This is a genomic window from Brevundimonas sp. UBA4553 (assembly GCF_002387245.1).
Lineage (GTDB): Bacteria > Pseudomonadota > Alphaproteobacteria > Caulobacterales > Caulobacteraceae > Brevundimonas.
The window spans coordinates 72,903-87,823 of record NZ_DGLD01000019.1 but is presented as its reverse complement, the minus strand read 5'-3'; the positions used below and the strand labels follow the sequence as shown (position 1 = coordinate 87,823).

Below are 14,921 nucleotides of genomic sequence, written 5' to 3'. Positions count from 1 at the left end.
GCTTGTCAGACTTCCAAGCCAAATCCCCGGGTTGCGTCAAAAAGTGCCTCATCGGCACTCTCGAACTTGAAGCGCTTCGTATTTCCAACCTTCCACCAAGGGCGCGCAATGATTGGCACCTTCGGAGGTCACAATGTAATGTTGCTTGTGTAGGAAAGCCTCGTGAAGCTTTGGGGGACTTCCTAAATGGAAAAGACTGTCCTTGGCATAAATCTGAACGATGTCGTTGAACGTTTCCACTTCGTTCTTCGACACTGAAATCGTCACACCTTCTGGGTATAATGGGTATTGCATCGGACTAAACCAAAGCACCGCAACCCGTGGCGTGAAGGCCGTAACAGCCATCGGATTCAACCCCCGATCTGGAGTCGGGTTGATATTTGACATGAAGCCATCCCCGAACACGAAACGATCTTCCTGTGTGATCAGGAAAGCAAACTTCCCTCCAGTTCGGATATCTCGTGCGAACGGCTCTTGGCAGCGCCTCAGATTTTCACCCGCAGTTTGGTGAAGATTACGAGGCTCCTCGAAGCCAATTGTCTGAAGCTGAAATTCGGCGACGTGCTTTTCGGAAAGATAACGAAGTCTTGGACTCCGAACGACCAACGACGCCAAGCATTCCGCGAGCGACGCACGCATAGCAGACGAAATGGTAACTGGGCTGATCCGAGCACCACTAGGGTGGGCATCTGCGATTGCAGTCAACCACTCGATCACTCGAGGAAATGCGTTATCTGCCGTATCGAAATCTGGCTCGAATGTCGCATCCCACGGGCTACCACCGTCCGACAGGATGTTGTGGTGGTCAGGGGAATACCCGATAGCGCTGGGGTGCTTCCGGCTGGTGAGGCCTCGACTATTTGTACGCGAGACTAGGCCTTCTGAATCCACCCACGCCTTCGCCATGGCCTTGGGAAACCAATGATGCTTCTGGCCAGGAATCGGTCTTTTCATTCGCCGAATATAGATCGACGATAGGCATTACTTCGAACACTCTGAAACAGCGAAGCCCCCTCACCCCCGCCCGCGATAGGTCGCCACCCCCTGATCCGGCAGCCAGACGCCTTCGATGGGGGCGCCGGTTTGCCAGAAGACGTCGATGGGGATGCCGCCGCGCGGGTACCAGTAGCCGCCGATGCGCAGCCATTTTGGTTGCAGCAGGTCGGCCAGGCGCTTGCCGATGGCGACGGTGCAGTCCTCGTGGAAGGCGCCGTGGTTGCGGAAGCTGGTCAGGTACAGCTTCAGGCTCTTGGACTCGACCAGCCAGTCGCCCGGCACATAGTCGATGACGATGTGGGCGAAGTCGGGCTGGCCCGTCACCGGGCACAGGCTGGTGAACTCGGGCGCGGTGAAGCGCGCCACATAAAGCGTGTCGGCGTGCGGATTGGGCACGCGTTCCAGCACCGCCTCTTCCGGGTTGGTCGGGGCGGCGGTCTGGGCGCCGAGCTGGGACAGGCTGTCGGTATAGTGCGTCATGCCCGCCATTTAGGCGCTTGGCCCGCCAAAGAAAATCCTGCCGCCGCGCGGGCGTTTCCACAATCGACCTGGCGCCCCTTCACACCGTGGTAGGATGCGGGTCGCGGACGGATGGGCCTGAAGGGAATTTCAGACCATTCAGACGAATTGGACTCTGTTTTTTCGGCGCTCTGCTTCCGCGCCTCAGTCCCCCATTTCCGCTCATCCCCGCGGAGGCGGGGACCCAGTACTTTGGCTGCAAGCGGGGCGTGGAAATCAAAGGGCGCTCAATCCGAACGCGGCGCGTAAGGCTCCTACTGGGTCCCCGCCTCCGCGGGGATGCGCGGGTAGTCAGCGTTTGCCTTCCCCCGCGACACCCGGTTAGCGTCCCTTAAAACAACCCGCAGAAACCATTCCAGGAAACGACCGTGGCCATTCCCGCTTCCCTGCAGTCCGGCCTGAAGCTGCCGGTCATCGCCTCGCCCATGTTCCTGGTGTCCGGCCCGGATCTGGTGGTCGAGGCCTGCAATGCGGGCGTGATCGGCACCTTCCCCTCGCTGAACCAGCGCACCACCGAGGGCTATCGGGACTGGGTTCGGGAGATCAAGTCGCGGCTGACGCCTAACGCCGCCGCCTTTGGCGTCAACCACATCGTCCACCCGACCAATCCGCGCCTGATGGCCGACATGATGGTCTCGGTGGAAGAAAAAGTGCCGCTGATCATCACCTCGCTGGGCGCCGTGCGCGACGTGGTGGACGCGGTGCACGGCTACGGCGGCGTGGTCTTCCACGACATCGCCAACGTCCGCCATGCGAGAAAAGCCGCCGAGGCGGGCGTCGACGGCCTGATCCTGGTCGCCAACGGCGCGGGTGGGCACGCGGGCGTCGTGAACCCCTTCGCCCTGATCAACGAGGTCCGCAGCTTCTATGACGGGACCATCATCCTGGCGGGCTGCCTGTCCACCGGTCAGGACGTGGCTGCGGCCCTGATGATGGGCGCCGACTTCGCCTATATGGGCACCCGCTTCATCGCCACGACCGAGAGCGAGGCCCAGCCACATTACAAGGACCTGATCGTCGCCTCCGGCTCGGCCGACATCACCTATACGCCAGCCGTCTCGGGCATCCCGGCCAACTTCCTGACCCCGTCCCTGGTCGAGAACAAGATCGACCCCGCCGCCCTGCCCGCACACAAGCTGGACATGGGCGAGGAAGCCAAGGCGTGGAAGACCATCTGGTCCGCCGGTCAGGGCTCTGGCGCCATCCACGACAGCCCGACAACGGCTCAGCTTGTCGCGCGGTTGGCGGACGAGTTTTCACAGGCCTGTGATAAATTCGACAAAAAGCGTCCCTAGAGCCTGAGCCCATCGCTCAAGAGGTTCTCCATGCACCGCATCCCCGCCGCGCTTCTCGCCGTCGCATCCCTGGCCGTCCTGGCCTCCGAAGCACAAGCCCAGGACAGCGGCGGCAAGTGGTCGTTCTCGGCCGGCGCCGCGACCGACAACCGCTCCAAGGACGCGTCCAAGTCTGACGGAAATCCCTTCGTCTACGGGGGGGTGGAGTGGGCCAACGCCAGCGGCCTCTTCTATGCGTCGGGTAGCCTGGAGACCATCGACGCTGGCGGCTCCAACCTCGAATCCGAACTGGCCCTGGGTCTGCGGCCTGAGTTCGCCGGCTTCGATTTCGACCTCAACGTCGCCCACAAGAACCGCTTTGACGCCGACCCCGGCTATGACGCCGACGCCTGGGAGTTCACCGCCGACACGAAGCGCTCGATCGGTCCCGCCAGCGCGCGCCTGCGGCTGCAGTATTCGCCCGACAGCACCGGCTCGACCGAGGCCTTCACCTGGGTCGCCCTGCGCGGCGGCTGGGACTTCACCAACAAGCTGAACGTCTCGGCCGAGATCGGCTATCGCGATCAGGACAACAGCGTCGATTACACCGGCTGGAACGTCGGCGGTTCCTACGCCCTGACGCCCAAGGTGGAGTTGGACCTGCGCTGGCACGACACCGACGCCGACGTCGCTGGCGAGCAGTACAAGGGCGCCCTGGTCGCAGGGGTCAATTTCGCCTTCTGACTTTCTGCCGATCAGCGGTGGCTAATCGACGGAAAGTCCCTAGGTTATAGGCATGACTTTCCGTCCGACGACCCTAGAGCGTGCTTATCAACTGGCTGGAAGCGGGACTTGCCGCACCGTAAGCGACGTCAAGCAGGCCCTGCAGGGCGAAGGCTATGACCGCATTCAGGACAGCCTCTACGGCGGCACAATCACCGCCGCCCTGCGCAAGCTTTGCCAGGAAAACTACAAAGGCGGCGCCGGCGACGCGGCCGCCGATGTCGGTGAAGAAGAAGAGGCCTGATCCAAGGGGTCTTGCGCTGGACACGATTGCCGTCCATTTTAAGCGCCGTCGATCTCTCTGCGTAACGCTGCTGCCCCTTTGCTCTGCGCACCGAGGACTAGGCCGATCCATTCAGACCCGACAGGCCAAAGGGGCTGTTCCCTGAGGCCAACGACTAGCGGAGGTCCTGAAAATGGCTACCGGCACTGTGAAATGGTTCAACTCCACCAAGGGCTACGGCTTCATCCAACCGGATGACGGCGGCAAAGACGTGTTCGTGCACATCTCGGCTGTCGAAGCTGCCGGCCTGCGTGGCCTCGACGAGAACCAAAAGGTCTCGTACGAAATCGAGCGCGACCGTCGCTCGGGCAAGGAATCGGCCGGTCAACTGAAGACCGAAGGCTGATTTCTCGCACCGTTCAGTCGGTGCGGATTTCGAACGGCGGCGACAGCTTCGGCAGTCGCCGCCGTTTTCGTTCCTGACGACCTCTTGGGCTTTTGAGGCCCTCCCCTTGCCAATGGGCGGCAAAGCGCCCACCTCTATGCCGTCGATCTCTCTGCGAAACGCTGCTGCCCCTTTGCATCGCGCACCGAGGTCCAAAGCCGATCCCATTCAGACCCGACAGGCCAGCAGGATATCCTTCCTGCGGCCACTCAAACGGGGAGTCCTGAAAATGGCTACCGGCACTGTCAAATGGTACAACTCCACCAAGGGCTACGGCTTCATCCAGCCCGATGATGGCGGCAAGGACGTCTTCGTCCACGCCACGGCCGTCGAGGCCTCTTCGCTCGGTTCGCTGAACGAAAACCAGAAAGTCTCCTACGAAATCGAACGCGACAGCCGCAGCGGTAAAGAGTCCGCCGGCCGCCTTCAGGCTGCTGACTGATCACAGCCCTGTCGGGCGGCTGAATGCCGCTCGCTTTCTATCCGGCGAGGGGCCGGCCGCATGCGCGCCGGCCCTGACGCCATCTGGAGACGCCCATGACTTCCCTGGCCGATAAAATTCCGACCCTGAACGAAGCTGACCTGAGGGGCCTGCGCGCCAACGCCGCCCGGCTGATAGAGCACGGCTCGCCGGTTCAGATCACTACAGCGGCTGACATCATTCCCCTGATCGACGCCCGTCTGGAAGAGATAGCCGCCGCGCCCAAGGCGCCCGTGGCGCGCAAGCGCGCTGCCCCGAAAAAGAAACTTCCCCCCGCCACAGGCCATCAGACCGCCTTGCCCGACAAGACGGTCTGATTTCGGGCCAAGCGCTTCAGGTCAGGGCCTGATCCAGGTCAGCGATCAGGTCGTCGATGTCCTCGACCCCGACCGACAGGCGGATCAGGTTGTCGGTGACGCCGCCGGCCTCGCGCACGTCTTTCGGCACGCTGGCGTGGGTCATGATGGCCGGGTGGTTCACCAGGCTCTCCACGCCGCCGAGGGACTCGGCCAAGGTGAAGATCTGGACCCGCTCCAGCACCCGCCGGGTGCGCTCCAGGTCGCCATCGATCAGCACCGTGACCATGCCGCCGAAACGGCCATTCATCTGGCGCGCGGCCAGCTCATGCTGGGGATGACTGATCAAACCAGGATAGATGACCTTGGCCACGCCCGTCCGGTCTTCCAGCCAGCGCGCGACGGCCATAGCGTTCTCATTATGCGCCTTCATGCGCAGGCCCAGGGTCTTCAGCCCACGGTTGGCCAGGAAGGCGTCGAACGGCCCCATCACCCCGCCGATCGAGTTCTGCAGGAACTTCAGCTGGGCCGCCATCTCGGCGTCCTTGGCCACCAGAACCCCGCCAACGATGTCGGAGTGGCCGTTCAGGTACTTGGTCGCCGAGTGCATGACCACGTCCGCGCCCAGGGCCAGCGGCTGCTGGCTCCACGGCGTGGCGAAGGTGTTGTCGACCACCAGGATCAGCTTGTGCGCCTTGGCGATCTTCGACAGGGCCTCTATGTCGGCCAGCTTCATCAGCGGATTGGTAGGCGTCTCGACCCACAGCATCCGCGTCTTGTCGGTGATCGCCGCCTCGACCGCGGCCAGATCGGTCAGGTCGATATAGCTGAAGTCCAGCCCCATCGAGCGACGACGCACCCGCTCGAACAGCCGCCACGAGCCGCCATACAGGTCGTCGCCGGTGACGATGTGCGACCCGGCGTCCAGCAGTTCCAGCGCCGTCGAGGTCGCCGCCATGCCCGAACCGAAGCCGAAGGCCTGAACCCCGTCTTCCAGATCGGCGATGCAGGCCTCGAATGCCTCGCGCGTGGGGTTCTTGCCGCGCGCATACTCATAACCCTTGTTCACGCCCGGGCTTTCCTGGGCATAGGTCGAGGTGGCGTAGATCGGGGTCATCACCGCGCCCGTCGTCGGGTCGGGCTTCTGGCCGGCATGGATGGCGCGGGTCGAGAAACCCTGGCTGTTCTTCAGATCCGACATGGGCTTACCGGTTCAGGCTGAGGTGGTTGATCAGGTCGGTGCGGGCGATCAGGCCGACGAAGGTCTCGCCGTCCAGAACGATGGCCACGCGATCACGGTCGAAAATCGGGATCAGGGCGTCCAGGGTTTCGCTGACCTGCAGCGTGTCCAGATCACGCGTCATGGCCGAGGACACCGGCTTGGCGAAGCGTTCCTTACGGGTGATCTCATCGGTGTTCATGATGTGGACGATGTCGCTCTCGTCCAGAATGCCGACCAGGCGCCCGTCCTGAATGACCGGCAGTTGCGACACGCCGTCGCCCTTCATCCGCTTGAAGGCGGTGTCCAGGGTGTCGTCGGGGCCGATCACCACCACGTCGCCGTTGGCGTATTTGCGAGTGATCAGGTCCGACAGGTCGCCGTGCAGCTCCCGTTGGCTCAACCCCTGATCGGCCAGCCATGCGTCGTTGTAGACCTTGGACAGATACTTGGCCCCAGTGTCGCAGACGAAGGTCACGACCCGCTTCGGCTCGGTCTGCTCGCGGCACCAGCGCAGGGCCGTGGCGATCAGCGTGCCCGACGAGGAGCCGGCCAGAATGCCTTCCTTCAGCAGCAGTTCGCGCACCGTGGCGATCGCCTCCGAGTCCGGGATCGAATAGGCCACGTCGATCAGGTCGGGGTCGGCCGTATCCGGCATGAAGTTCTGGCCGATGCCTTCGACCGAATAGCTGCCGTCCGGCCCGGCCACGCCCTCGTTGATCAGGCCGGCCAGCGCCGAACCGACCGGGTCGGCCAGGATGATCTTGGCGTTCGAGCCCTGCGACTTGAAATACTGGGCGTTGCCCGTGATCGTCCCGCCCGAGCCGATGCCGGCGACGAAGGCGTCGATCTGGTTCTCCATCTGCTCGTAGATTTCGGGGCCGGTCGTCTTGAAGTGGGCCGCTGTATTGGCGTCGTTGGCGAACTGGTTGACGAAGTAACCGCCGGGAATCTGCTGGGCGAGACGCTCGGCCATATCAGTGTAGTATTCGGGGTGGCCGTGCGGCACGTCCGAACGGGTCAGGCGCACGTCGGCGCCCATGGCGCGCAGGTGCTGGATCTTCTCCTTCGACATCTTGTCGGGGATGACCAGCAGGACGTTGTAGCCCTTCTGTTTGCCGACCAGCGTCAGGGCCAGGCCGGTATTGCCCGCGGTGGCCTCCACGATGGTGCCGCCTGGTTTCAGCCAACCCGCCTTCTCCGCCGCCTCGATCATCGACAGGGCGATGCGGTCCTTGATGGATCCGCCGGGGTTCTGGCTTTCCAGCTTCAGGAACAGACGGCAGGGGCCGGTGTCGATCCGCGTCACCTCAACCATGGGCGTCTTGCCGATCAGGTCCAGCAAAGACCCCACGGGGCGGGACATGACAGGGGCGTCGGACATCGACATGCGGAAAGCTCCGATTGAGGCGAGTTCAGGGGCGGAAGCTGGGCGTCGAGGTCCTCGCGGTCAACTCACGCAAGTTTTCACCCATTTGGCCCGAAGCGCATTACATAGGACGCAATGACCAAGACGCCGAAACGCCCCGCTGCGGGCCTGCCCGACAAAGACACCCTGATCGCCTTCCTGCGAGAAGCCGGCGAGGCCGAGAAGGCCGACATCGCCCGCGCCTTCGGCTTGAAGGGGATCGAACGCCGCCAGCTGCGCGAAATGCTGAAGACGCTGGAGGCCGAGGGAGCCTTGGGCAAGCGCGGCCGCAAGGGCTTTTCCGAGGCCGGCGCCCTGCCCCCGGTCGGCGTGGCCGACGTGGTGGATCGCGACGCGGACGGCGAACTTTACGTCGAACTGGTCAAGGGCGGCGAGGATGCGCCGCGCGCTTTGTTGCTGCCGGACCGGGAGGGCAAGACGCCCGCCCCCGGCCTGGGCGACCGCCTTCTGGTCAAGTTCTCGCGCGGAGCCGAAGGCTGGGAAGCCCGTCTGGTCAAACGGCTGGACGCCGGGACCAACCGCGTCCTGGGCGTGATCCGCAAGTCGGCGCGGGAAACCCGCGTCGAGCCGGTCGACAAGCGCTCCAAGGACGTGCTGCTGATCCCCAGCGCCCAGGCAGGTGATCTGCGCGATGGCGACCTGGTTCTGGCTTCGATCGAAAAGGGCGATCACCGCTACGGCCCCAAGCGCGGCAAGATTCTGGAGTCCATCGGCCGCGAGGATGACCCGCGCGCCGCCTCGATTATCGCCATCCACGCCCATGGCCTGCCCACCGGCTTCTCGGAACAGGTGGAGCGGGAGGCCGAGGACCAGGCCCTGCCGACGCTGAAGGGCCGTGAGGACCTGCGCGAAATCCCCTTCATCACCATCGACCCGGCCGATGCGCGCGACCACGACGACGCCGTCTACGCCGAGCGGGACACGGACCCCAAAAACCCCGACGGCTGGATCGTCTGGGTCGCCATCGCCGATGTCGCCGCCTATGTCCGCCCGAACTCGGCTCTGGACCGCGAGGCCCGCGACAAGGGCAACTCGACCTACTTCCCCGACCGCGTCGAGCCCATGCTGCCGGAAGTCCTGTCCAATGGCCTGTGCAGCCTGAAGCAGGGTGAGAACCGCGCCTGCATGGCCGTGCGCATGATCTTCGACAAGGACGGCAGGAAGACCGGGCACAAGTTCATGCGCGGCCTGATGCGGTCGCAGGCCAAGCTGTCGTACGAGCAGGCCCAGTCGGCCATCGACGGCCAGCAGGATGATGTGACGGGTCCGATCATGGACGCCATCCTCTATCCGCTGTGGAACGCCTATTCGACCATGCTGAAAGGTCGCGAACGCCGCAGCCCCCTGGCCATCGAAAGCCCGGAACGCCGCGTCATCATGGCCCCGGGCGGCGGCATCGCCGCCATCGAGCCGCGCAAGTCGCTGGAGGCCCACCGCCTGATCGAAGAGATGATGATCCAGGCCAACGTCTGCGCCGCCGAAACGCTGGAGAAGACGCGCACGCCGCTGATCTATCGCGTCCACGAAGCGCCCAGCCAGGAGAAGATCTTCAACCTGGCCGACTTCCTGCACACCATAGCCAAGCCTTGGAACAAGGGCGAGGCGCCGACCACCAAGCGGTTCAACAAGCTGCTGGATGAGATGCGCGACGGCCCCCACGCCGAGGTGGTCAACGAGGTGGTCCTGCGCACCCAGATGCAGGCGGTCTACTCACCCGACAACGTCGGCCACTTCGGCCTGCATCTGGACCGTTACGCCCACTTCACCTCGCCGATCCGGCGCTATTCCGACCTGATCGTTCACCGGGGCCTGATCCGCGGTCTGAACCTGGGCTCGGACGGTCTGACGGATCGTGAGATCGCCGAGCTGACCGCCATCGCCGAACAGGTGACGAGTACAGAGCGCCGCTCCATGGCCGCCGAACGCGACGCCATGGACCGCTATATCGCCGCCTTCCTGCAGGACCACGTCGGCGCGACCTTCAGCGGGCGCATCACCGGGGTGACCCGCTTCGGCCTGTTCGTGCGGCTGGACGAGACGGGCGCCGACGGCCTGGTGCCGGTCTCGACGCTCGGCAGCGAGTATTTCACCCACGACGACCGCGCCCACGCCCTGGTCGGCGAACGCACAGGCAAGCGCTTCACCCTGGGCCGTCGCGTCGAGGTCAAGCTGATGGAGGCCACGCCGGTCACCGGCGGTCTGGTGCTGGAGATGATCTCCGAACCGGACCCGCGCGACCCCAACGCCCCGGCCCCGCGCTACGGCATCCGGGGACGCGGTGGCGACGGCCCTCCGAAACGCGGCAAGGGTCGCCCCGGCGGTCCCAAGCCCCGCAACGGCGCCAAACCCTCGGGCGGGCTGAAGGGGGTTCGCAAGGGCAAGCGGCGGTGAAACCCGCCGCCCCCTTCGACGCCGCTCAGGATCTGGCGGACGCCCCGCGCACGGGCGGCGCCCAGAGACCCAAGGACGCCGCGACCCTGATCCTGACGCGCGGCGGCGACCGGCCTGGATCGCCCCCCGAAGTGCTGATGGGCCGGCGCGCGCCCGGCCACGTTTTCATGGCGTCGAAGTGGGTCTTCCCCGGCGGTCGCATCGACCGTTCCGACTTCACGGCCGCCTCGACAGGCGCGCTGTCGCCCGATGTGGCTCGACGGCTGGAGGCCGAGACCCCCGCCCGCCGCGCCCGCGCCCTGGCCCTGACCGCCGTGCGCGAGACCTTCGAGGAAACCGGGCTGATTCTGGGACGCCCCGCCCCGTCAGTCTCCGTCGCCGGGCCTTGGCGCGAGTATCGCCAGGCGGGCGCCCTGCCCGACCTGTCGGTCCTGTCCTACGTGGCCCGCGCCATCACCCCGCCGGGGCGCACGCGTCGCTTCGACGCCCGCTTCTTCATGGCTCCGGTCGAGGCCCTGCGCGATCCCGATCGCATCGAAGGCTCTGGCGAGCTGGACGAGATCGCCTGGCTGCCGCTGGACCAGGCGCAGGGCCTGGACCTGCCCGCCATCACCCGCTTCGTTCTGGGCGAGGTGGCCGAGCGCCTGACCTATCCCGACCGCCCCCTGCCCTTCGTGCGCATGGTGCGCGGCCGTCACGTCGTCGATCATCAGGACTGACAGTTCTCCGGCGTCGCCTTACTGAGCAACCGGTCTGGTCAGGTCGAACTCGACGCGGAAGTGGCGGTTCGGACGGCGCAACTCATAAGCGAACATCCGCCGCGGGTGGACTTCCATCGCCCAGACGTTGGTGGTCGAAACCGACGCGTTGTTGGCGTTGAACAGGTCGATCGATTCCTGGTCCACCGGAAATTCCTGCCGCTCGGCCGAGCCCGCGCCCGCCGTGTCGCCGCCGTACCAGTGCAGCACGTCGGTCGTGCCGTCGTCATGACGGTGGTCATGCTTCAACCGCAGACCGGTCGCCGTGCGTGTCACCACCCAGGTGCGCGACCGGTCGGCGCCGACCCAGAAGGGAATCCTGATCTCTTCGGCCGAGCAGTCGCGCACGTGCATCAGCAATCTCTGGCTGGCGAAGTCGGAATCGGCGGCGTCGGTCGTGACGACCTTGCCCTCGAACCGCTTGCCGCACAGGGCGCTCAGGTTGTGGAAGAAGGCGTCCTGGGCCGTGTCCGCCCGCGCCGAGGCAGGCAAGGACGACAGGGTCAGGGCGGCGGCCGCAAGGGCGATCGAGGTCAGGGCTTTCATTTGATCACCCTAGCCGTTAGGAGCCTTTCCTCAACGCGACATCGCGGGCGTTGACTTTGATCTCCGCCTGAGTATGTTCCGCGCCTCTCGTTTCATGCGGCTTTCGCCGTCGCAAAGGTAATTCCGATGGCCAAACCGGCTTCCATCAAGATCCGCCTGAACTCCACCGCTGACACCGGCTTCTTCTACGTGACCAAGAAGAACGCTCGTACGATGACCGAAAAGATGGTCGTCAAGAAGTACGATCCGGTCGTGCGCAAGCACGTCGAGTTCAAGGAAGGCAAGATCAAGTAAGGGGCGATCGCCCCGGGCCTACGGCTCGCTTGACTGCAGAATTCGAAACGCCCGGCTTTTCAGCCGGGCGTTTTTCGTTGTGACTTCAACAGGAAGGCGATCTAGGCAGCGCGGGCCACGACCTTGTTCCGGCCAGACGCCTTGGCCTCGTAGACGCCCTCGTCCGCCCGTTTCAGCAGGGCCTCGGGCGTGTCGTCGTTCTCCAGGGTCGCCGCCACCCCGACCGAGACGGTGATGTTCAGGTGCGCCTTGCCGTCCATGACGCGGAAAGGAGCGGCGCCAACGTCGCGCCTGATCCGCTCGGCGATGCGATGGGCGTCCTCCAGCGTCGTGCCTGGCATGACCACAACAAACTCCTCGCCGCCGAATCGGCAGGGCAGGTCCACAGCGCGCACGTTCGTCGCCAGCCGCACGGAAAACTCGCGCAGCACCTCGTCTCCGGCGTCGTGACCGAAGCCGTCGTTGACCGCCTTGAAGTGATCGATGTCCAGCACCAGCACCGCCACGGGCTCCCCGCCGCGATTGGTCCGCGCGACCAGGGCCTGGAGCTGATTCGACATATAGCGCCGATTGTGCAGGCCGGTCAGGGCGTCGGTCACCGCCATCTCCAGGCTGTGATCCAGCTTCTCGCGCAGGAAGTCGCCGTAACGTTTGCGGCGCACCTGGGTCCGAACGCGCGCGGAAAGTTCTTCGGGATCCACCGGCCGGGTCAGAATATCGCTGGCGCCGAGGTCCAGGGCCTTGAGCAGACGGCTCCGGTCCTGGGCGTCGACCAGGGCGAGGATCGGCAAGCGTCGTGTCGGCTCCTTGGAACGCGCCTGCGCGATCAATCTCAGCCCGTCAAACCCCTCGGCCGTGACATTGACGATCATCAGGTCAACCGGACCCCGCGCCGCTTCAAGCGCAGCAACCGGATCAGCCTCGACGACGGGGCGATGCTCGATCGCCAGCTCCTGCGCCACCTTGGCGGCTTGCAGGGCGTTGTCGTCCACCACCAGGACCCGCCCGCCGGAGCCCTTCAACCGAGCCACGCCTGCGGTGTCCACGCCGACGCGACGCCCGCTTTCCTCACGCTCGCGCAGCTCGTCCATGACCATCTTCAGCCGCGTCAGGCTCTTGACCCGCGCCATCAGGATCACGTCGTCCAGCGGCTTGGTCAGAAAGTCGTCGGCGCCGGCTTCAAGGCCGCGGATGCGGTCGTGCCGCCCGTCCAGAGCCGTCACCAGAACCACAGGGATATGCCGTGTCTTCGGATCGTCCTTCAGCCGGCGACAGGTCTCGAACCCATCCATCCCCGGCATCATGACGTCGAGCAGGATCAGATCGGGCTGCTCCGACGTCGCCAGAGCAATGGCCGTCAGCCCGTCGCCGCAGGTCAGGGCGTCGTAGTATTCTATCGTCAGCTTGGCTTCGAGCAGTCGGACATTGGTCTCGACGTCGTCCACCACCAAAATGCGAGCGCTCATGACGCCCTACCCCAGATGCTTGCGGATCGTCTCGAGGAACGACACCACCGAAATGGGCTTGGAAATATAGGCTTCGCAACCACCCTGCCTGATCCGCTCCTCGTCGCCCTTCATGGCAAAGGCTGTAACGGCGATGACCGGAATATGGTTCAGCTCTTCGTCGTCCTTGAGCCACTTGGTGACTTCCAGGCCGGAAATCTCGGGCAGTTGGATGTCCATCAGGATCAGGTCGGGGCGATGCTGGCGTGCGATCGCCAACGCCTGCAGCCCTTCGCGGGTCTGCAGGGTCTCGTAGCCCTGGGAATCGAGCAGATCATGAAAAAGCTTCATGTTCAGCTCGTTATCCTCGACGATGAGGACTTTCTTGGACATCCGCCACCCGGCCGTTTCGCCATAAAATCGCGCTGGTGCGCAGGGCTTTTCGCCTTCTTCGGATGCACTGTGACGCACGCAGTCTTAAGTTGAGGTGAAGCTGAACAACCGGAGTTCCACTTGCCCGTGAAGGCCGTCTGTCGGGACTGTCTGTGGACTGGCGACCACCAGGTCGACCGGTGCCTTTCGTGCGCCTCGCGCCGGGTGGTCAGCCACGATGAGCTGGGCGACCTGACCATCGCCCACCTGGATTGCGACGCCTTCTACGCCTCCGTCGAAAAGCGCGACCGACCGGAACTGCGCGACAAGCCGGTCATCGTCGGCGGCGGAAAGCGCGGCGTGGTTTCGACCGCATGCTACGTCGCGCGCCTGCACGGCGTCGGCTCGGCCATGCCCATGTACAAGGCGCTGAAGGCCTGTCCCGACGCGGTCGTCATCAAGCCGGACTTCCGCAAATACGTGGCCGAGAGCGAGCGCATCTTCGGCGCGGTCGGCAGGCTGACGCCCCTGGTTCAGACGCTGTCGCTGGACGAAGCCTGGATCGACCTGGCGGGCACCGAGCGGCTGAATGGCGGCCCGCCCGCCTTTCAGCTCATCCGACTACAGAAGTGGATCGAAGACGAGACAGGCCTGACCGTCTCCATCGGCCTGGCCCCCAACCGCTTCCTGGCCAAGATCGCCTCGGAACTGGACAAGCCGCGCGGCTTTTCCGTCATTGGCGCCGCTGAGGCGAAAGACCTGCTCGCCTCGCGGCCGGTCAACATCCTGCCCGGCGTGGGGCCGGTGTTCGGCCGCACCCTGCGCTCCGACGGCTTCGCCACCGTCGGAGATCTGGCCGCCGCCGACGTCAAGGACCTGATCCGGAGATACGGCGAGACAGGCCTGCGCCTCTACGATCTCAGCCACGCCCGCGACGCGCGTCCCGTCAGGCCGGACCACGACCGGCGCGGCATGAGCGCCGAGACCACCTTCAACGACGACCTGACCTCCGCCGAAGATCTGGAGGCCGAGCTGTGGCCCCTGTGCGAGAAACTGGCGTCCAAGGCGCGGCGCGACGGCGTGGCCAGCCGTGTAGTGGTGCTGAAGCTGCGCAAGGCCGACTTCAGGATCGTCACCCGCCGCATCACCCTAGCCGAACCGGTGCAGACGGCGCGAGTGCTGTTTTCCGCCGGACGTGACCTGCTGAAACCTGAACTGGGCGAGCCCTATCGCCTGATCGGCATAGGCCTGGCCGAGATCGCCGAAGCCAGCGCCGCGCCTGCGGGCCTGTTCGCCACCGCCGAGACTCGCGCCCTGAAGACCGAGACCGCCATCGACGCCCTGAGGGCCAAATTCGGGGCCGCCGCCGTGGTCGCGGGCCGCGCGCTCAAGAAGCCTGGATGACGCCGCCCGTCCGGCGCGCTAAACCCCGCTCGAACCCCTCAACGGA

Annotated in this window: 17 protein-coding genes; 10 read left to right on the top strand and 7 right to left on the bottom strand. The window is 64.9% G+C overall.

The annotated features are described in order from the left end of the window. Positions 1 to 48 precede the first annotated feature (48 nt). Together B4A39_RS12850 and queF are read right to left on the bottom strand one after the other, a co-directional pair. Positions 49 to 954, bottom strand: a complete 906-nt coding sequence (locus B4A39_RS12850) for a hypothetical protein (protein WP_292036938.1) — start codon at positions 952 to 954, stop codon at positions 49 to 51. A 60-nt stretch (positions 955 to 1,014) separates the two neighbouring features. Then, positions 1,015 to 1,476: a preQ(1) synthase gene (gene queF / locus B4A39_RS12845; protein WP_207826552.1), complete on the bottom strand. Its 462-nt coding sequence runs from the start codon at positions 1,474 to 1,476 to the stop codon at positions 1,015 to 1,017. A gap of 407 nt (positions 1,477 to 1,883) precedes the next feature. On the opposite strand from queF, the gene B4A39_RS12840 reads away from it, so the two are divergent. From B4A39_RS12840 to B4A39_RS12815, 6 genes are all read left to right on the top strand, one after another. Further along, entirely contained in the window at positions 1,884 to 2,810 is a 927-nt protein-coding gene (locus tag B4A39_RS12840; RefSeq protein WP_292036937.1) for an NAD(P)H-dependent flavin oxidoreductase, read from the top strand. A 30-nt stretch (positions 2,811 to 2,840) separates the two neighbouring features. Beyond that, positions 2,841 to 3,533 (top strand): TorF family putative porin, encoded by a 693-nt coding sequence (locus tag B4A39_RS12835; RefSeq protein WP_292036936.1) that lies wholly within the window; start codon positions 2,841 to 2,843, stop codon positions 3,531 to 3,533. Positions 3,534 to 3,585: 52 nt separating this feature from the next. Then, the gene (locus B4A39_RS12830) at positions 3,586 to 3,816 is read left to right on the top strand and encodes a hypothetical protein (protein ID WP_292036935.1); all 231 of its coding nucleotides are present in this window, start codon (positions 3,586 to 3,588) and stop codon (positions 3,814 to 3,816) included. 172 nt (positions 3,817 to 3,988) lie between these two features. After that, positions 3,989 to 4,201 (top strand): cold-shock protein, encoded by a 213-nt coding sequence (locus tag B4A39_RS12825; protein WP_003167329.1) that lies wholly within the window; start codon positions 3,989 to 3,991, stop codon positions 4,199 to 4,201. Positions 4,202 to 4,469: 268 nt separating this feature from the next. Continuing rightward, positions 4,470 to 4,682, top strand: coding sequence for a cold-shock protein (locus B4A39_RS12820; RefSeq protein WP_184272626.1), 213 nt, complete (start codon positions 4,470 to 4,472; stop codon positions 4,680 to 4,682). Between the two features lie 95 nt (positions 4,683 to 4,777). Further along, on the top strand, positions 4,778 to 5,038 hold the full coding sequence (locus B4A39_RS12815) for a hypothetical protein (RefSeq protein ID WP_292036933.1): 261 nt from the start codon (positions 4,778 to 4,780) through the stop codon (positions 5,036 to 5,038). Positions 5,039 to 5,054: 16 nt separating this feature from the next. Here the strand turns inward: B4A39_RS12815 and B4A39_RS12810 are convergent, their stop codons facing one another. Continuing rightward, positions 5,055 to 6,218: a cystathionine gamma-synthase gene (locus B4A39_RS12810; protein ID WP_292036932.1), complete on the bottom strand. Its 1,164-nt coding sequence runs from the start codon at positions 6,216 to 6,218 to the stop codon at positions 5,055 to 5,057. A gap of 4 nt (positions 6,219 to 6,222) precedes the next feature. After that, positions 6,223 to 7,626 (bottom strand): cystathionine beta-synthase, encoded by a 1,404-nt coding sequence (locus B4A39_RS12805; RefSeq protein ID WP_292036931.1) that lies wholly within the window; start codon positions 7,624 to 7,626, stop codon positions 6,223 to 6,225. A 114-nt stretch (positions 7,627 to 7,740) separates the two neighbouring features. Between B4A39_RS12805 and rnr the strand changes: the two genes are divergently transcribed. Next, a complete protein-coding gene (rnr, locus tag B4A39_RS12800; protein ID WP_292036930.1) occupies positions 7,741 to 10,056 on the top strand; it encodes a ribonuclease R in 2,316 nt (771 codons plus the stop codon). Beyond that, a complete protein-coding gene (locus B4A39_RS12795) occupies positions 10,053 to 10,775 on the top strand; it encodes an NUDIX hydrolase (protein WP_292036929.1) in 723 nt (240 codons plus the stop codon). The genes rnr and B4A39_RS12795 overlap by 4 nt, the downstream gene beginning before the upstream one ends. 18 nt (positions 10,776 to 10,793) lie before the next feature. Here B4A39_RS12795 and B4A39_RS12790 read toward each other — a convergent pair whose 3' ends face one another. Continuing rightward, a complete protein-coding gene (locus B4A39_RS12790) occupies positions 10,794 to 11,360 on the bottom strand; it encodes a hypothetical protein (protein WP_292036928.1) in 567 nt (188 codons plus the stop codon). Positions 11,361 to 11,486: 126 nt separating this feature from the next. On the opposite strand from B4A39_RS12790, the gene rpmG reads away from it, so the two are divergent. Further along, the gene (gene rpmG, locus B4A39_RS12785) at positions 11,487 to 11,654 is read left to right on the top strand and encodes a 50S ribosomal protein L33 (protein WP_003164451.1); all 168 of its coding nucleotides are present in this window, start codon (positions 11,487 to 11,489) and stop codon (positions 11,652 to 11,654) included. 101 nt (positions 11,655 to 11,755) lie between these two features. Here rpmG and B4A39_RS12780 read toward each other — a convergent pair whose 3' ends face one another. Both B4A39_RS12780 and B4A39_RS12775 read right to left on the bottom strand, forming a co-directional pair. Further along, positions 11,756 to 13,120, bottom strand: coding sequence for a PleD family two-component system response regulator (locus tag B4A39_RS12780; protein ID WP_292036927.1), 1,365 nt, complete (start codon positions 13,118 to 13,120; stop codon positions 11,756 to 11,758). A 6-nt stretch (positions 13,121 to 13,126) separates the two neighbouring features. Beyond that, positions 13,127 to 13,492 (bottom strand): response regulator, encoded by a 366-nt coding sequence (locus B4A39_RS12775; protein WP_184273318.1) that lies wholly within the window; start codon positions 13,490 to 13,492, stop codon positions 13,127 to 13,129. 126 nt (positions 13,493 to 13,618) lie between these two features. Between B4A39_RS12775 and B4A39_RS12770 the strand changes: the two genes are divergently transcribed. Next, positions 13,619 to 14,875 (top strand): DNA polymerase IV, encoded by a 1,257-nt coding sequence (locus B4A39_RS12770; protein WP_409449563.1) that lies wholly within the window; start codon positions 13,619 to 13,621, stop codon positions 14,873 to 14,875. Positions 14,876 to 14,921 lie beyond the last annotated feature (46 nt).